Annotated in this window: 20 protein-coding genes; 12 read left to right on the forward strand and 8 right to left on the reverse strand. The window is 65.8% G+C overall.

Annotation, left to right across the window (positions count from 1 at the left end; genetic code table 11):
• Positions 1–3: 3 nt before the first annotated feature.
• The 3 genes from ACLBYA_RS26665 to ACLBYA_RS26675 all read right to left on the reverse strand — a co-directional run bounded on the left by ACLBYA_RS26665 (position 4) and on the right by ACLBYA_RS26675 (position 2,666).
• Positions 4–1,212 carry an anti-sigma-D factor RsdA gene (locus ACLBYA_RS26665; protein WP_447712478.1) on the reverse strand — a complete coding sequence of 403 codons (1,209 nt, stop codon included), beginning with the start codon at positions 1,210–1,212 and terminating at the stop codon, positions 4–6.
• On the reverse strand, positions 1,205–1,783 hold the full coding sequence (locus ACLBYA_RS26670) for a sigma-70 family RNA polymerase sigma factor (RefSeq protein WP_447712479.1): 579 nt from the start codon (positions 1,781–1,783) through the stop codon (positions 1,205–1,207). Before ACLBYA_RS26670 ends, ACLBYA_RS26665 begins: the two co-directional genes overlap by 8 nt.
• Before the next feature lie 88 nt (positions 1,784–1,871).
• A complete protein-coding gene (locus ACLBYA_RS26675) occupies positions 1,872–2,666 on the reverse strand; it encodes a hypothetical protein (RefSeq protein WP_447712480.1) in 795 nt (264 codons plus the stop codon).
• A gap of 397 nt (positions 2,667–3,063) precedes the next feature.
• On the opposite strand from ACLBYA_RS26675, the gene ACLBYA_RS26680 reads away from it, so the two are divergent.
• From ACLBYA_RS26680 to ACLBYA_RS26710, 7 genes are all read left to right on the forward strand, one after another.
• The gene (locus ACLBYA_RS26680; protein ID WP_447712481.1) at positions 3,064–3,354 is read left to right on the forward strand and encodes a WhiB family transcriptional regulator; all 291 of its coding nucleotides are present in this window, start codon (positions 3,064–3,066) and stop codon (positions 3,352–3,354) included.
• Positions 3,355–3,514: 160 nt separating this feature from the next.
• The gene (locus ACLBYA_RS26685) at positions 3,515–3,730 is read left to right on the forward strand and encodes a three-helix bundle dimerization domain-containing protein (RefSeq protein ID WP_447712482.1); all 216 of its coding nucleotides are present in this window, start codon (positions 3,515–3,517) and stop codon (positions 3,728–3,730) included.
• A gap of 108 nt (positions 3,731–3,838) precedes the next feature.
• The gene (gene lhgO, locus ACLBYA_RS26690; RefSeq protein WP_447712483.1) at positions 3,839–5,053 is read left to right on the forward strand and encodes an L-2-hydroxyglutarate oxidase; all 1,215 of its coding nucleotides are present in this window, start codon (positions 3,839–3,841) and stop codon (positions 5,051–5,053) included.
• Between the two features lie 64 nt (positions 5,054–5,117).
• Positions 5,118–5,594: a nuclear transport factor 2 family protein gene (locus ACLBYA_RS26695; RefSeq protein ID WP_447712484.1), complete on the forward strand. Its 477-nt coding sequence runs from the start codon at positions 5,118–5,120 to the stop codon at positions 5,592–5,594.
• Between the two features lie 30 nt (positions 5,595–5,624).
• Positions 5,625–6,107, forward strand: a complete 483-nt coding sequence (locus tag ACLBYA_RS26700; protein WP_447712485.1) for a hypothetical protein — start codon at positions 5,625–5,627, stop codon at positions 6,105–6,107.
• A 105-nt stretch (positions 6,108–6,212) separates the two neighbouring features.
• On the forward strand, positions 6,213–7,529 hold the full coding sequence (locus tag ACLBYA_RS26705; RefSeq protein WP_447712486.1) for a histidine phosphatase family protein: 1,317 nt from the start codon (positions 6,213–6,215) through the stop codon (positions 7,527–7,529).
• Between the two features lie 82 nt (positions 7,530–7,611).
• Positions 7,612–8,436: an IclR family transcriptional regulator gene (locus ACLBYA_RS26710; RefSeq protein ID WP_447712487.1), complete on the forward strand. Its 825-nt coding sequence runs from the start codon at positions 7,612–7,614 to the stop codon at positions 8,434–8,436.
• Between the two features lie 6 nt (positions 8,437–8,442).
• Here ACLBYA_RS26710 and ACLBYA_RS26715 read toward each other — a convergent pair whose 3' ends face one another.
• Positions 8,443–9,498 carry an acyl-CoA dehydrogenase family protein gene (locus tag ACLBYA_RS26715; protein ID WP_447712488.1) on the reverse strand — a complete coding sequence of 352 codons (1,056 nt, stop codon included), beginning with the start codon at positions 9,496–9,498 and terminating at the stop codon, positions 8,443–8,445.
• Between the two features lie 83 nt (positions 9,499–9,581).
• On the opposite strand from ACLBYA_RS26715, the gene ACLBYA_RS26720 reads away from it, so the two are divergent.
• From ACLBYA_RS26720 to ACLBYA_RS26740, 5 genes are all read left to right on the forward strand, one after another.
• Positions 9,582–10,340, forward strand: a complete 759-nt coding sequence (locus tag ACLBYA_RS26720; protein WP_447712489.1) for a hypothetical protein — start codon at positions 9,582–9,584, stop codon at positions 10,338–10,340.
• A 40-nt stretch (positions 10,341–10,380) separates the two neighbouring features.
• The gene (locus ACLBYA_RS26725) at positions 10,381–11,022 is read left to right on the forward strand and encodes a cutinase family protein (protein WP_447712490.1); all 642 of its coding nucleotides are present in this window, start codon (positions 10,381–10,383) and stop codon (positions 11,020–11,022) included.
• A 182-nt stretch (positions 11,023–11,204) separates the two neighbouring features.
• On the forward strand, positions 11,205–12,392 hold the full coding sequence (locus ACLBYA_RS26730) for a hypothetical protein (RefSeq protein ID WP_447712491.1): 1,188 nt from the start codon (positions 11,205–11,207) through the stop codon (positions 12,390–12,392).
• A 624-nt stretch (positions 12,393–13,016) separates the two neighbouring features.
• Entirely contained in the window at positions 13,017–13,652 is a 636-nt protein-coding gene (locus tag ACLBYA_RS26735; protein ID WP_447712492.1) for a hypothetical protein, read from the forward strand.
• Between the two features lie 221 nt (positions 13,653–13,873).
• Positions 13,874–15,475 carry a recombinase family protein gene (locus ACLBYA_RS26740; protein ID WP_447712493.1) on the forward strand — a complete coding sequence of 534 codons (1,602 nt, stop codon included), beginning with the start codon at positions 13,874–13,876 and terminating at the stop codon, positions 15,473–15,475.
• 144 nt (positions 15,476–15,619) lie between these two features.
• On the opposite strand, the gene ACLBYA_RS26745 is transcribed toward ACLBYA_RS26740, so the two are convergent.
• The 4 genes from ACLBYA_RS26745 to ACLBYA_RS26760 form a co-directional block, all read right to left on the reverse strand.
• Complete coding sequence (locus ACLBYA_RS26745; protein WP_447712525.1) at positions 15,620–15,895, reverse strand: DUF5403 family protein; 276 nt, start codon at positions 15,893–15,895, stop codon at positions 15,620–15,622.
• A 26-nt stretch (positions 15,896–15,921) separates the two neighbouring features.
• Positions 15,922–16,257: a hypothetical protein gene (locus ACLBYA_RS26750; protein ID WP_447712494.1), complete on the reverse strand. Its 336-nt coding sequence runs from the start codon at positions 16,255–16,257 to the stop codon at positions 15,922–15,924.
• A gap of 112 nt (positions 16,258–16,369) precedes the next feature.
• Positions 16,370–16,666, reverse strand: coding sequence for a hypothetical protein (locus tag ACLBYA_RS26755; protein WP_447712495.1), 297 nt, complete (start codon positions 16,664–16,666; stop codon positions 16,370–16,372).
• Positions 16,667–16,869: 203 nt separating this feature from the next.
• A complete protein-coding gene (locus ACLBYA_RS26760) occupies positions 16,870–17,271 on the reverse strand; it encodes a hypothetical protein (RefSeq protein ID WP_447712496.1) in 402 nt (133 codons plus the stop codon).
• Between the last annotated feature and the right edge of the window lie 28 nt (positions 17,272–17,299).

Below are 17,299 nucleotides of genomic sequence, written 5' to 3' on the forward strand. Positions count from 1 at the left end.
CGCTCACTCCCCGTCGCCGGCTGCCGGCACCGTTGTGGTGGTCGTCACGATTTCTGATTCCGCGGGTTCCTCGGCGGACTCTTCGGCCGGCTCGACGACCGGTTCTGTCGTCACCGGTGCCTGAGTCGGCTCGGGCTCAGGTTCCTGCTGCTGGACCGGTTCCTCCGCTGCCGACGGCGCGACCGTTGTCGTGGTCGTCGTGCTCGACGGGGACACCGTGGTGGTCGTCGTCGTACTCGACGGGGCCACCGTGGTGGTGGTCGTCGTGCTCGACGGCGGCAGTGTCGTCGTGGTCGTTGTGGTGGCGGCCGGTGCGGATGTCGTCGACGTCGTGGTCGGTGGCGTGGTGGACGGCGTGGTGGACGTCATCTCCGAGGTCGCAGACGTGGTCTCCGCACCGCTCGACGAGGTGGTGGTCTCCGACGTCCCACTCGTCGGGGACGTCGTCGTCGAGAGCACCTCGGGACCGGGCGACGTGGTGACCGTTGTCAGCGGTACATCGGTCGGGGTTGGCGTCACCGTGTCGGTTTCTTCGACCACCGGGACCGGCAGCAGCGTCAGCGGTGACTGCGGCAGCACCGGCATCGGTTCACCGGCCGGCGGCAGCGTCGCAGCGGGATCCTGCTCGACTACCTTGTAGGTCAACGCATTCCACTGCTCGATGAGGTCATGCTTCTGCTCCACCGGACCGACACTCTGCACCGTCGCCGACAACGCGGCGAGCTTGTCCTGCGCCTGGTCCCACTGCCCCTGATCGACCAGTTGCTGCACCTGGGCCAGCTCGGTCTGGGCGGCCAGCACGACGGCGTCGTCGCGGGTGGCGCGCTCCTCACCGAAGATCATGGAGCGGATGCCGTACAGCCCGTCGCCGGGTGCGGCGGCGAACACCGCGGTGCCGAAACCGCCGAGACAGAGCACCGCCGCGGCCGCGGAGCCGACGACGGCGAGCCCCATCCGGTTGCGACGACCAGGACGGTTGGTGGCGTCGATCAGCGCGGCAGAGGCCTGCGAGGGCGACACGACATGGTCCATCGGCACCTGCCGGACGTCGTCGCGCCAGCCGGAGAGCAGTTGCGCGAGTTCGGCGTCACCACGGTCGGTGGAGAACGGCGCCTGCTCGTTGGCCAGTGCGTCGAGGAACCGGTCGGCCCGGTTGATGTCGTTGAGGGAGGGGTCACCGCCGTTGGCGGTCCAGCGACCGAAATCAGGCATATTCTTCCCCTCCTCCCGAGATCTCCGATTTGAGTTTGGCCAGGGCACGGTGCTGGGCGACCCGCACTGCGCCGGGTGTACTGCCGACCGCTTCCGCGGTCTCTTCTGCGCTCATGCCGACGACGACGCGCAAGATCAGGATCTCGCGCTGCTTCTCGGGCAGGATCGCGAGCAGCTTCTCCATCCGCGCCGACGCATCGGCATCGATGGCGAGCTGTTCGGGTCCCGCCTCGCCGGACAACCGCTCCGGCACATTGTCGGTAGGCTCGGCACGGTTGCGGGCTGATGCCCGGTGGGCATCGGCGAGCTTGTGCGCAGCAATGCCGTACACAAAGGCCAGGAACGGGCGTCCCTGATCTCTGTAGCGCGGCAACGCCGTGATGGCGGCCAAGCACACCTCCTGCGCAATGTCGTCTGCGGACAGACCACTTCGTTCAGCGGACCCAATCCGTGCCCGGCAGTACCGGACGATGATCGGGCGGATGGTCTCCAAGACCACCCTGAGAGCGTCCCTGTCCCCCGCCACAGCCTCAGCGACGACAGCATCGAGACGTTCTCCCGAAATGGTCATCGTGGGTGATCTCTCCAGCGTTACGGATGGGACGCAACCGGACGGGTGCGTCAAACAAACATTAACGATCGCAACAGCATGAATCGGTTCAGCGACGCGACCACACGCCGCCTCTGCGTCGCACTGTATCGGCGGCCCGGTCCCGAGCGGCCTCGACGGCGGGCGCCGAAAGGGCGTTGCTGCCGATGTCGGCGAGCAGTCCGGCGATCGCCCAATGCAGCGGGACCAGCCCGAACTCGGCCGTATGTGTGAAGGCCGCGTCGGCGACGGCGCGCGCGGAGTCCAGCCGGCCGGCGCAGCACAGCGCGGCCGCGAGCACCACCTGTGATTTGGCACCGTGGCGCACCGACCCGAGCGTGTCGGCCAGTTCGACGGCACACTCGGCATGGCGCAGCGCCGTGGCGCCGTCCCCGCCGACCATCGCCAGCTCGGCCGACACCCACTGCAGCCGGACGTCCTGGCGGGGAGTACCCGACACCGTGGCGGCGCGTTGCAACAGCCGGGCCGACAGTGCCAGCCGCCCGATCCCCAGGGCGTCGGCCGCCAACCCGACGAGAGCATCGGCGCGGGCCGCCGGATCGACACCGGCCAGGGCCAGCGCACGGCCGTCAGCGCCGCGGGCAACGGTGTGTCCACCGAGTTGGCGCAGACACGATGCCCGGGTGCTGTGCGCGAGCGAGACGACCCGGCCCGTGCGCTGGGTCCGGGTGATCGTCGCGAGTTCGGTGTGGGCGAGGCCGTAGTGCCCCTGGCCGGCTGCCGCCACCGCGCGCAGCCAACGATCGCGGGGGTCGACGGCCGGCGGCAGCGGCCAGAGCTGCGGATTGTCGCCGAACGCGGCCTCGGCCAGCGCAGCCGCGGGGGTGATCGTCGGGTCGTTCATCGCGCTCGAACGCTATCAACGCCGCCAATGCTCGAAAAAACGTGACCAATTCGACCTTGGTTAACAGTTGATGGTCGCCACGTTACGGACAGATCAACTGGCCCTGATTCGCATTTTGGACCGAATTGACGCGAACAGGGAAAACACCCCGGATCGAGGTCAATCGACGGTCTGAAAAGCACCTGCTCCATTGCTCGCAAGTGAACACGATGAACGTGAAGTAAATTCGTACCCTGCGGATATGCGATTTCACCATGACCCGGACTATTGACGAGTTTTCGGTAGCGCTTCTACCTTGTGTGCACGAGTAGTCATCGGCGACAAGAGCTCGGTTCAGTTCCGCGACTCACGCACTCACGCGTCTTCGCGAAATGAGTGTGAAGAGAGGGGTTTTCAAATGCCACAGCCGCAGCAACTGCCCGGACCCAACGCCGATATCTGGGATTGGCAAATGCAGGGTCACTGCCGGGGCGTCGATTCCTCGATGTTCTTCCATCCCGACGGCGAACGCGGCCGCGCCCGCGCCCAGCGCGAGATGCGCGCCAAGGAGCTGTGCCGGGCCTGCCCGGTGATCGCACAGTGCCGCTCGCACGCACTGGCCGTGGGTGAGCCCTACGGCATCTGGGGCGGCCTGTCCGAGTCCGAGCGTGAGCTCCTGCTCAAGCGCGGGATGCGCCGCACCGCGTAGACACTCCACCGCACACCGAGGGACTTCCCCTCGCGAGTAGACGTCAATGGCCCCGGGAACCCGCGTTCCCGGGGCCCTTCGCGTCTAGTCACCGAAAGATGTTGCACCCCAAAGTCTTTCCGTTTGACAGTAGATGAACGCGGCGCCAAGATCTGGTGGCATGAGCGATATCGCGGAGAAGAAGGCCTTGGCCGAGGTGGAGCGCACGCTCACCCAGGAGTTCCCGGATATCGCCCAATCGGTGATCACTTCTGCTGTACAACAAGCACTTTCACGCTTCACCGAGAGCCGGATCCGCGATTACGTACCGCTGTTCGTGGAGAAGCACGCACGCCGTACACTGGCCGAAGCGGCCGATCTCGCCGAAAGTGCCTAGCCGCGCGCGTCTTTGCAGTCAGAACGAGTTTGCTTGAAGTGCACACCGTGTCGGCGTGAGGTGTACTGGCTTGGAGTTTGCTGATCCTGCCAGAGGAGTCGAGGTTCGATGACCACAGCACGCATCGCCGTCATCGGCGGTGGCATCCTCGGTATCGCCATCACCCGTGAAATCCTCCTCCGACATCCGGACATGCAGGTCACGGTCTTCGAGAAGGAGGACCGGCTCGCCGGGCACCAGACCGGACGAAACAGCGGTGTGGTGCATGCCGGGCTGTACTACCCGCCCGGCTCCATCAAGGCACTGCTGTGCCGGCGCGGTGTCGGACTGCTCGAACAGTTCTGCGCGGAACGCTCCATCCCCCGCATCGCCTGCGGCAAGGTCCTGGTGGCACTCGACGAAACCGAGCGTGCCCGGCTGGCCGGCATCGAGGAACGGGCGTTGGCCAACGGGGTGCCGGGCGTGCGCATCATCAGCCTCGGCGAGCTGCGTGAGCTGGAACCACATGTGCGCGGGATAGCCGCACTGCATTCGCCGTCGACGTCGATCGTCGACTACGCCCAGGTCACCGCGGCGCTGGCGGTTGACGCCGGGGCCGCCGGCGCCGAGATCCTGCTCGGCCATGAGGTGACCGGGCTGCGCCGGGTCGGCGCCGAGGTGGTGGTGACCTCACAGAACGCCGACGGTACCGCGGAAACCGCCTTCGACCGGGTGATCGCCTGCGGTGGTCTGCAGAGTGACCGGTTGGCGGAGATGGCCGGTGACGGACCCGACCCGGTGATCATGCCGTTCCGCGGTGAGTACTACGCGATCCGGCCCGAGCGCCGCGACCTGGTCAACGGACTGGTCTATCCGGTGCCGGATCCGCGGTACCCGTTCCTCGGGGTGCATCTCACGCCGCGGGTGGACGGCGAGGTGCTGGTCGGCCCCAATGCCGTTCTGGCCCTTGCCCGGGAGGGTTACAACTGGCGCACGGTGTCGGCCTCGGACCTGGCCGGGGTTGCCCGCACCCCGGCCTTTTGGCGGTTCGCCCGCCAACACTGGCGCACCGGTGTCCGCGAGATGCACGGGTCGCTGAGCAAGCACCGCTTCATGGAGGCCGCCCGCGCTTATGTACCTGACCTTCGCGATGATGACGTGGTGCCCGGTCCGTCCGGTATCCGCGCGCAGGCGCTCGACGCGGACGGCGGCCTGGTCGACGATTTCCGGATCAGCATCACCGATCGAATCATCGTGCTGCGCAACGCACCCTCGCCCGCGGCGACATCGTCACTGGCCATCGCCGAACACGTGGTGTCTGCCGTCGAGGAGGCGATGACGTGATCACGGCTCTGCGTGGGAGTGACACACCCAGGCTGCCGATCGCCGGTGTGCATACCGTCGAGGAATGCACCTGATCCCGAAAGCCGCTGCCCTGCTGGGCATCATCGTCACTCTGTTCGCGAGTGTCGGCCCGCCCACCGCAGGCGCATCGGACAATGCCCAGATCATCCGGGACGGATTCGCCCGCGGTGTCGGCGGACCCGACAGCTTCTACGCCCTGCTCGCCGAGGATGTGCGCTGGACGGTGGCCCGAGCCGAGGGAGCGGCGACCTACACCAACCGGCAGGATTTCCTCGACCGCGGCGCCAAACCCATCCTGGACCGGCTGACCGGTCCGATCCAGGCGCAGATTCACGATCTGGTCGTCGACGGTGACCGGGTGGTGGCGCTGTGGCGCGGGACGGCCCAGGCGATCGACGGCCACCCCTACGTCAACGAGTACGCCTGGTCGATGACGATGACCGACGGACAGATCAGCACGGTGGTGGCCTATCTGGACCTGGTCGCGCTCGATGACCTGCTCAGCCGCCTCCCGCTGTAACCCCGGGCCCGTCATCGTCGATGACCTGGTATGGACAGTTGCGGATCTGCGGTTGCCGTTGCGTTGGCGGTCACGGCGGTCCTGGGTGCCGCGCCGGCGCAGGCCGCCCCGCTGCCGGACTTCTGCACACCGGTCGTCGAGGTCTGCACCGCGCGGCTGACGTCGGTGACCGCCGATGTGGTGAACGGAACGATCACGGGCACCCCCGTCGGCGGCGGCCCGGCGCTCACGCTGACCGGACAGGGCGAGGCCTATCTGAAGTCGGCCGGCTTCGGCACCCCGCTACCGGCGGCGATACAAACCTGGGACACCACCATCGACCAGGTCGGCGGCCTCGACGTCGCACCGTCGGATCCCAATTGGTACGGCAACGCCAAGGCCCGGGTGTTCCTGCCCAGGACGCTCAATGATCTGGCCGTCGGGTTCCCGCCGGGCACCCTGGTGGTGAGTTTCACCGCCGGCGACGCCTATGGGCCGTACCAGCTGGTGAGCATTCAGCCGACGCTTGCGTGACCACGACCGGACCGACAGGTCCCAGTGAGTGAGATCACATCTTGTTCGGCGCCCGCCCCGGGAGTGACCGTGTGCTGTCACTCCCCCGGCAGGAAGAAGTTCTCCATGAAAGATGCGTCCGGAACCGGTCCCACCCGCAGATATCTGTCCCGCACGGCCAAGCTGCTCGGCATCACGCTGATCTCCTCGGCGATGCTCATCGGTGCCGCGATTCCCGCGGCCGCCGAGTTGATGCGCGTGACGTTTGTGCGGCACGGTCAGTCGGCAGGCAATGCCTCCGGCCTGATCGACACCTCCACACCCGGCCCGCTGCTCACGCAGACCGGCCAGGACCAGGCCAAGGCCGTGATCGGCACACTGGGCGTCAACAACTACGACGGTGTCTACGCGTCGATCATGCAGCGCACCCAGCTGACCGCCACGCCGCTGTCGCAGTACCTGCACCTGCCGATCCAGGTGCTGCCCGGCGTGCACGAGATCGAGGCCGGCGTCTTCGAGGGCACCCCGGAAAGCGAGGCCGCCAATGGTTACGGCCGATTCCCGCTGGCCTGGGCCCTGCAGGGCAACCGCGATCTGCGCATCCCCGGTTCGATCGACGGCCATGAGTTCGACGCCCGGATGGACGGCTCGCTGCAGCAGATCTACGACAACGGCGACCGCAACGCCGTCGTCTTCTCTCACGGCGGGGCGATCATGTTCTGGACGATGATGAATGCGACGAACCTGACGATGGAGCAGAAGCTCGATCTGCTGCGCTACTCCCCGCTGGGCAACACCAATTACGTTGTCATCGAAGGCAGCCCGGAAGAGGGCTGGAAGCTGGTGAGCTGGAATGGCCAGAAGTTCGGCCCCGACGCGTCGCTGGCCGACGAGGTGCGCCTACAGTTCCGCACACTGCAGCGGCAGCTCGCCGGGGCAGTGCACCAGGTGGTCGCCTCCTTCGGCACGCTGAACCCGGCCAAGGTGCTCGCCGCGATCGCCGCAAGCTTCTCCGACACCGTCGTCTCGATCGCCAAGTTCGCCGGCGCCGTGAACAACAAGCTGGCCACCGAGTGGGCCAAGAAAAACGAACCGAGCCCGACGGTGCAGGCGGTGCCGACCGCCGCCGGCGAACCCGAGGTCGCGGCCCGGACGGCCGCCGTCGAGGAGCCCGCGACGAGCACAGCGGAAGCAAGTGCCCGTGATTCGGATTCGAAGCCGGCGGTTGCGGAGACGGTGCTCCAGACGAGCGGCGCTGAGGCTGACATCGTCGAGGCCACCGAGCCGGAGCCGGTCGAGGCCACCGATCCCGAAGAGGTCCAGACACCCAAGATCAGCTCGCCGACCAAGTCCCCCCGCTCCGCACGGACCGCACTGAGCGGTGCCACCACCGCGAAGAAGGCCGGGCCACGGGCCAAGGTGGGTGCCGGCAGCCCCAACTGATCAGGTACGGCCAGATTCCCTGTCGCCCCGGCGGCAGGGAATCTGGCTTTTCGCCACCGGTCGGATCGTTACAGTGAGGGCCGTGCCCACCGCGCCCGCTTCGATGGTGGCGCGGGTGGCGCTGATCGTGAACGCCTTCGACCGCGCCGGCACCGTGCTGCGGCTGGATCAGGTGGTCGACCGCGCCGGCCTGCCGCGCTCGTCGACGCACCGGATCCTCAACCAGCTGCACGATTCCGGGCTCCTGCAGCACACCCCCGACGGATACTCGCTGGCGACGTCCGCGCTACCGGCCGCCGGCGCCATCGACCACGCGCAGTTGCGCAGCGTCGCATCACCGGTGCTGGAGCGTCTGCACGCCGACACCACGCTCGTCGTCCACCTCGGGGTGCTGGCCGGGGCCGACACCCTCTATCTGGACAAGGTGGCCGGCGGCGGTGGCACCGCGGTACCGACCCGTGTCGGCGGCCGGACCGCGGCCCATGCCAGCGCGCTGGGCAAGACGATGCTCGCGCGGCTGCAGGCCGAGGACATCGACCGGACCCTGGACCGATCATTACGCAAGTGCACCCCGGCGACGATCGCCGACCTGCCGACCCTGCACCAAGAACTGGCACGCATCCGATCGCGTCGCGGAATCGCCTACGATGACCAGGAATTGGCCGTGGGACTGTCCAGCATCGCCGCACCGATCGTGATGCCGGGCGCCGAGATCGCCGGGCTGTCGCTCACCGGTGCGGTGCCCGCGCAACGACTGGCCCGACTCGCACCGTTCCTGTCTCGGTCCGCCAACGGTATCTCCGAGCGGCTCGGCCGACCCTCCCCCGAGAACACCGACGTCGAAACCGTCACCGACGACATGCTGTCGCGCGTGCTGCGCACGCTGGCCTCCGACGCCTGGGTCTGAGGCCACTCACCACATCAGATCGTCGACATCGATGCCCACCGTATGCCGGCCCACCACGGCCAGAACCTGCTCGACATTGCTGGCGACGTGCATCCGCGCGGTCTGAGCGTCACGCCAGACCCGTTCCAGCACAACCTCGTCGACGTCGGGGCTGGGTGAGTCGACGACAGCAGCAACCACACGTAACGCACGATCCGACGCCATCACCTGGTCACGTCGGGTGCGCAGCATCAGCTCGGCGTCCGGATATCCCTCGGCCCGAACACAATCGAGTTGCTCGGCAACATTACGCAGGATCTGCATCATCGACAGGTCGACATCGGCGCTCAACACACCCGACGCGTGGCCCTGCAGCACACGGTCGGCCGCACCGAGCAGCGGGATGGACCCGGCGAGGGTGTACAACGTCGGTTGCGGCAGCCGCTGCAACGCAGGCATCTCAGGACCGTAACTCAGGTCGAGCCAGCTGAACGCGCGATGCTCGGGCACAAAGGCGTCGGCCACCCTCACGTCGTCGGCACCGATTCCCCGCAGCCCCAACCCATTCCAGGGGCGTTCGACGGTGAAGTCACCACGCGGAACCAGCACTGCCATGAAATCCTGCGCCGCGCCGTCGGGGCCGACCTTCAACGCGGCCACACTCAACCACGAGGCATACGGGACTCCCGTGCACCGCGTCCACCGGCCGCTGAGGCGGTAACCGCCGGGGATTCGTTCCAGCCGGCCGGTGGGTGCGTAGGACGAGCACAGCAAGGCGCGCGGGTCATCACCCCAGATCTCGTCCAGCACCCGCGCATCGCGAACCGACAACCCCCAGTTGTTGACGGCCAGCCAGGCCGCGAGCCAGCCGGTCGACGTGCACGCGGACGAGAGTTCGCGGGTGGCCGTCAGGTACACGTGCGGTTCGGCGTCAAGACCTCCGAACTCCGGAGGCTGCAGCAGCGCAAAGTATCCGGCATCGTGCAGCCGCACGATCACCTCCCGGTCGACGGCCCCGGCGCGGTCGACATCGGCGGCGGCCTCAGCGATCTCGGGCAGCAGATCCCGGACGGCATCGAGCACAGTCTGCGACGTTCTCTCCCTCGGTTGTGGTTCCCCGTGCAACGATCGAGGTATATCAGTCCCTATGGTCGCTGGAGGTGGATATGGCGCAATCGGCCGTGCACCGCGGTCGTGCGCTGGACGAATTCATCGCAACCGTCGGCGAACTCGCATCAGAGGACGCCTCCCGCGGATGGCTGGCCGCGATGTACGGCCTGGCCGACCGCGCATGGGACGCGCATCCCGACGCCGTGACCAGCATCGGCTCCCACGGTGCCGCACGGATCGCCGACGGCCTGCTGAGTGGGCGGTGGACGAAGGTGGTGGGCGCCGCGAAAGCGGACTGGCTGCTACTGCACTGCGTTGACGGATACCTGCCGATCCCGGCGGGCGTGGCACAGATCGACGTGCACGACCGCCCGTCCGCGCTCGTGGACGCAGGCATCGCGGACATCGCGGTCATCGATGCCAGGGTCGGCGCGGACCGCATCGCCATCGACGGTGCGGTCATGGCGGCGGTCTCGTCCTCGGCCGTGGTCGGGACCGCACTCGGCGGATGGCGCCGACATGTGGATCAGGTGCGGGCCCGGCTGGCCATCTCTTACGGCGGCGACGAGATCACCGACGAGGCCGCCGCCCAGATTGCCCGCACTGCATCGGATCTCGATGCCGCACGCCTGCAGATCGCGACGAGCGGACTCGCGGATGCGGCACCGTACGCCCAGGCGATCACGCGGGCTCGCAGGGCGATGGATCGTCTGCTGGCGAGCAGCCGCCACGCTCTCGACGCCTCGGATCCGGTGACGGCCGCCTGGCGCGATGTGCACGCGGGCTGCCGACTGGCCGCTGCACTCGTCCCCTGATACCGATGCCCGCCCATGAGACATCTGTGAGGATGGACCCATGCTCCGACACCTCGCAGCCATCGCGTGCCTCGGCGCGGCGCTGTGCGCCGCGCCGATTCCGTCGGCCGCCGCCGAAGCCTGCCCGGATGTCGAATTGGTGTTTGCTCGCGGCACCGGTGAGCCGCCGGGGCTGGGCCGGGTGGGCGACGCGCTCGCCGGTGCGCTCGGACCGATGCTCGGTGGCCGCAGCCTGGGCACCTATGCGGTCAACTACCCGGCCAGCCTGAACTTCCTGACCACCGGCCACGGCGCCGATGATGCCCGCGGGCGCATCGCCTGGCTGGCCGGTGCGTGCCCGGGCACCCAGGTGGTGCTCGGCGGCTTCTCGCAGGGGGCGGCCGCGGTCTCCATGCTGGCCGGTGTGCCGCCGGTGGGGTCGTTCATCGGGTCCATCGGTTCGGCGCCCGCACTGGCCCCGGATCTGGTGGGCCGGGTCGCCGCGGTGGCGGTATTCGGCAATCCCAGCACAAGTTTCGGGTCCCCGCTGTCCTCGACCGGGCAGTTCGCCGGACGCGCGATCGACCTGTGCAGTCCCGGTGACCCGATCTGTACAAATGGCCGGGATCGTGCCGCGCACAGCAACTATGAGCTACCACCCTATCCCGGGCAGGCCGCCGGATTCATCGCGGGCCGGGTCTGACTAGGCCAAAGGATCCATTGACAGGTTTCGCGAACCGGTCGCAAGATTGAGACCTGTTGTGACAAAGTCACACTCATGTTCGAATCTCCGTGCCACTCAACTGGCGTCACGGCTGGGAGACCCTGATTGTCACGCGTACGCACCTGATTGCGGGTGCCTGTCTACTGTCCACCGGACTCGTGATGGGCACCATCAACGGTGCGACCGCCGCGGCGGAGCCCGACAGCCCGTCCGTCTCGGAGACGACCCAATCCACCAGTGATTCCGGCGGCCACGGTGACAACGACGCCCCGGGCCCCGACGATTCGGACGAGACCCCGTCGACCGAGGATCACGAGACCGATACCGACCCCGAAGACCAAGAGTCCGATGAGGACGCCGCCCCGCCCCTCACCGACGAATCGGATACCTCGGATGACTCGCCGGGGGCCGGCGCGGCATTACCCGACCCGCCCGAGAGCGAAGAAACCGATTCGGTCATCGAGGCTCCGGCGCACTCCAATTCCGAGAACAACTTCGAGGCCGCTGCCCCAGCAACGTCGCCGGTCGTACACGACACCCCCGAGCCGATGCCTTTGGCGCTCGCCGGCCCGATCATCGCCGATGTTGCGGCGATCCCCACGACTGCACCGGTACCTGAAGTTGTGGCAACCCCGGAGCCGGCGCTGCCCGCGGTCGCGATCGTGGCCCCGACGCCTACGCTGCCTGCGGTTCCGATGGTCGCGGCACCGCTCATCGAAGAAGCCGTCGCACAGCTGGTCCAGACACTGGTGCTGGTGGCCGTCGATGTGGTCGAGGCCATCATCGCGCTGATCGCCGACCTGCGCGCCGTTCCCGGCATCGTGTGGGCCCGGGCAGGTGGCGGTGGCGCGTACCCGTCGAGCGCGTTCCTGCCGAAAGACACGATCATGGCGATGCTGACCACCATGCTGGCGCGGTCGTTCTCGGCGGGGGTCGGGTCGTCCGTTGCCGGCAGTGCCCTCGTCGGCATCAGCCTCGACCGGATCATGTCGGCCGCCTCGACGCTGCGGCCGGACACCCAGCCCCTGGCCGAAGCGCGCAGTGCCGCCCCCACAGACAGCGCGCCGGCGCAGACGGTGGTGACCGCGCTGGCCGCGATGTCGCTGTGGGCACTGCTATCCGGCGCACTACCGGGTCTCGGCGGCCTGTTCGTCTGCGCAGCGACCGGGGTACGGCTCGGCTACCGTCAGGCGCGCGCCCGGATGACCTTGCACCGAACGGAATTGGCGCGTTTCGTCCGGGCCGGGCCGATCGGGATCGTGCGTAACGGCACCCAGGTCACCATTCATGCCCGCAGCGGCGGAGCCGAGATCACACCCCGGGGCCGGCACCTGCGGCTGGCTTCCTGACTTCCGCGCGTCGGCAGCCCAATTCAATGACCTTCTGTCGTGGGCAGTCGGAACAAATAGGATGAGTCATGCGCGGGCGCGACATACTGGTGGTGATTCTTATCGTCGCAACATGCGCTGCAGCGCTCGTCGGGGCAACAATTCTCATCGCCACCGGCCAGCTGACCCCGGGGCCCACAAGCGGTCTTCCGTGAGCACGAAAACACCCCCTGCTCAACGAGACCGGGGCCCTTGTTGACGGCAGCAGCCTCGGTTTTTCGAGATCGGTTTCGGCAAGGAAACCCCGAACCGTGCACTTCGCTCCCAACGACCGGCACGACGAGATCGTGTGATGTCACCCACTGCGGTACACAGGACCCTTCGCAGGAGTTGGGAATTGAGTACTGCATTACTCAGGTGCTCCTCATCACCTCACGTAACAATGATGACGCTGGTAGTCACGAGTTCGGCACTACAGAGCGGCAAAGCTTTCGGACGTCGACGCGACAGTCGCTGTGCGATCAGTGCGATTCGAGACGCCATATGGCGGCACCACCACTGGATACGAGCTTCATCATCGGGTAGGGCAGAGCAATGGCAACACATACACGGGGGCCGCGCGGGGACTCGGTATCGGTAGCAAAGATGGGACTGTACGGAACAATTGGCGCGGCGATAATCGCCGCTGTCGCGCCAATCGTCTATCAAGAGCTCACCGACAACGGCGTTTCCACCAGCAGCCATCCGGTACCGGCGCCGACGACTACCGCCGTCGATCCGGGCAACAGCGGCGAAGAGGTTTCATTCAACAGACTGAGGATGGACGGTATCGGTGGCGTCACCCTATCGGGCTCTACTGAACATGACATCAACGCCACGGGCGTGGTCGTTTCGATAGGCCCGAAGCCGGCGGGTGGGTACTGGTATGGCTTCGGTGATATCTCGAACAGCCAGTGGGATGCCGATGTCCGGACTGAACCGCCGTGGCAGAACTACGAGATTTCGGCGGCGTATTACTACGGAGACCTAGGCGGTGCGGTCCAGGCAGTGCCGGCGCCACATGTCAGCCCCGACCAAGCATCTCCGGCTTCTGCTCAGTCCAAGAAATCTATGTCGGGATATGCAAGTCCGCGTGAATTGATGTTCCACTTGGAACCCCCACCAACGACGTCGCCGTCCGCGCCTTCGGACGAGTTGATGCGATGCGTGGAGCAGTTCGGCCCGAGCTGTTTCAACGGCCCAGAATTCGGACCGCCATCGACTTACCAACCGAATCAGTGACTGATTAATCGTTCGCGTACGGTGATCCGTCAGTTCACGCCGCGAGCAGACGCAAAACTGCCCCAAATCCGAAGATTTGGGGCAGTTTGCTGGGGGCACCTCCCGCTTGCGGGGGACTGCTCGGCAGACCTAGTGGGCGTGCCCGTGGTGGCCGTGCCCGTGATCCTCTTCCTCGGCCGGCTTGTCGACGACAGCCGTCTCGGTGGTGTTGGATGTAAGCCATGTCTGAGCAGGTCAAGCGAGCGCTGATCGTCACTCGCCTATCCAAGGTCACCGACGCTACTACCTCCCCCGCACGGCAGAGGGAGATCTGCGAGGAGCTATGCGCTCAGCGTGGCTACGAGGTGGTCGGTATCGCCGAAGACCTTGAGGTATCAGGTGCCGTCGATCCGTTCGGGAAGAAACGCCCGAACCTGTCCCGCTGGCTCGCCAACGAAGCTGAGCCGTTCGACGTGCTCGTGGCGTACCGGGTTGATCGGTTCACCCGGTCCATCCGGCATCTGCAACAGCTCGTCAACTGGGCAGAGGATCACGACAAGCTCGTGGTGTCGGCAACCGAACCACACTTCGATACCACCACACCTTTCGCGGCGGTCGTGATTGCCCTCATGGGCACCGTGGCTCAGATGGAACTAGAGGCGATCTCAGAGCGCAACGCGTCCAAGTCTCAGCGGGACATCAAACTAGGCAAGTACAGAGGCTCACAGCCTCCGTGGGGGTACCTGCCGGCCAAAGTGGACGGAGTATGGCGGCTGGTGCTCGACAAGGAACAAGCTGACGTGATCCGCGAGGTCGCCCAGCGGGTCATCGCCACCGAACCGCTACAGCGGATTGCCCACGATCTGACCCGTCGCGGTGTGCTGACGCCGAAAGATCACTTCGGCCGGTTCCGTGGTCGGAAAATCGAGAACCGCGAGTGGAGCGTAACCACGCTGAAACGCTCGCTGTTGTCCGAGACCATGCTCGGGTACGCCGTGTCCAAAGGTAAGCCCGTCCGCAACGATGACGGCTCGCCCGTGGTGCGGTCCGAGCCGATCCTCACCCGAGAGGACTTCGACGCTGTACGGGTCGAACTGGACAACCGGACCAAACGAGGTGAGCCCCGCGAGGCGAGCACGTCGTTGTTATTGCGTGTGCTGCACTGCGGGGTCTGCCAGTCCCCCGCGTACAAGTTCAACGGCGGCAGCCATAGCCAGTTTCCGCGCTACAGATGCAAGACGATGACCAAAGCGGACAAATGCGGCAACGGCACGATCCGGGCAGACGAGGTCGACCCGTTGGTCGACGGTGCCGTGACAACCTTGCTCGGATCATCTGAGCGTCTTGTACGCGTATGGGATTCGGGGTCAGACCATTCTGCCGAATTGGGGGACGTCGAAGCTGAGCTGACCGACCTCGTTGGGCAGATCGGGACACCTGCGTTCAAACCGGGAACACCGCAGCGTGCCACGCTAGACGCTCGGATAGCTGCGCTCGCTGAGCGTCAGGAACAGCTGTCCTCGGTAGCCGTGAAGCCTGCCGGGTGGACATGGGCAGGTACCGGCGAGCTGTTCGGCGATTGGTGGGCCGAACAGGACATCGAAGGCCGAAACATCTGGCTACGGTCGATGAACGTCCGAGCCGAATACAACGGCCGTAGCGGTATCCGCTTGGATCTCGGCGACCTCTACCATCTCGCCGCACAGGTCAACCCAACGGGACCAATCGCCAGGTGGCTAGAGCTGTTGGACACGATGGGCAACCACGGCATCGCCGGTATCGAGATCAACGGCGACCAAGTCGACGTGGTGCCCGTAAACGCAGAAAATCCCCCGGCCCTTTGAGGGGACCGGGGGAAATCTGTCTGCGTGTCAGGCTAATCACGGCACCGTTGACGGTTGCCGGGGGAACGCCTTAGAGTCGGGGGTGGAGTAACAGCGTGACTACCTCGTAGGCGCTCACGCTGTTCTCCCATCCTCTTGTATGTCTTATGCCAGCCCTGCGGCTGTCGAGAGCACGTAGAGACCAGGAACGAACCTGTACGAGTCGCTGCCCTCTTTGGTCCAGTGACCGAACTCGATGGACAGCGCTGCTTCGTCCTCTAGGTTGACGAACCAATCGACGTCACCTTCGGTAGCGGTGACCTCGGCAGCTCCGGTATCCCGGTGGGCTGCAAGACGGTTCTGTGCTGACCGCTGTACACGTTTGGAGGTATCTCCTACGGCATCGTGAACACCTTCCAAGTGTGAGACGACTCTGTTCATAGCCTTCTCACCGATCAACCGGACCACTACCGGCGAACGATCACGTAGCTCACGTGAGCCGTTCGAGGGCTGCCGTTGAAAACCCTGGGCTCACCGTCGATTGTGTAGCGGTCGCCGTTCCACTCGATCTGAGAGGCAGACCCCAACTTCTCGGGATAGCCTTTGAGCCGTAGACGGTACTTCGATACGGTGCCGTCTCCCGCTGCAAAAGCAGGATCATCGGCCGATCCGATGAATTGCACCGAGGCAGTACAGGTGACCCCGGTATCTGACGGCTTGACCTTGATGTTGCCGTCCGGGCTTGTAGTGGCGATCTCGGGATAGACCGTAACGGTCTCATTTCCCTTGTCTAACAGACTCATTGGTTCCTTTTGTGTTGTGCCAGCGCTTCCGCTTGCATCCTGTCGTGCAGCATTCGGGCAAAGTCGACGGTCGACTTGACCCTGTCCCGTTTCCGCCTCGGAACAGCCCGTTTCATACGTTCTCCGATGGGTCTAGCTTGATCCGGTCCAGAAGACGGGCAAGTCTGTCCCTCTCGGTTTGCACTTGGGCTATCAGCGGATTGATTACTGGCTGCCGCATCGAACCCAGAACGGTGAGAGGCGCATTCTTGGCCTCCGCGTCAAGCTTCTGTATCCAGTCGGCCGTTTTGCACGCGTCTTCCAGGATGCGGGCACGGTCGGGGAACAGCTCTAGGTCGTACTCGGCGGTTATCCGGTCCCAGAGCTTGCCGCCCTGGTACCTGAGCCCGCGTGGCTTGGATAGCGTCAAATCAGGCTCCTCTCACCTGGACTTTTATGCGGTTGTCATGCATGTTTATGCATCGCGATCAGGCCTTTCGGCTGAAAAACGAGGTTCAAACCCCCTCACAGCCTCGGACCCGCATTACGTACCGATGCCGAGACCGGCCGGGGAGGGGGTCTCCCCCTGGGGTGGGCTGCATACTTATGCATCGGCCATCCGTCTATGCATAGTCACGAGTGCAGCCATACCCGCAGGTCATCAGCGTTGCGAACGTCGATCACACCCGGCAGTACCGCGTGCACCACACCTAGCGACAGGTCCACGTCTGGCATGTTCGGCATGTCCTCGGCGTCTGGCCTCGTGTAGATCTCCAGCGACTTGCCGGGGTCTGCCAGCTTTCGGCTGGCGTGCAACAGATCCCGAGTCGAGTCAGCACAGTCCTCGGGTATAGCCCGGTCTAGGTGTGGACGTTTGTACGTACGCAGCTGTAGCCCCGCAGCACCCGCGTACCACCGTGCGAACCGTGCCATGTCATCGTCGTCGGAGACCCCTTCGGCCCGTGAGATCGTCACAGAATCAACGTCACCGAGCACGAGCACCCGACCGGGGTCGATCATCTGGATACGGGTCACCACGTCCCCCGTTTGATCGAGGACCACT

Source organism: Mycobacterium sp. C31M, from assembly GCF_053345865.1.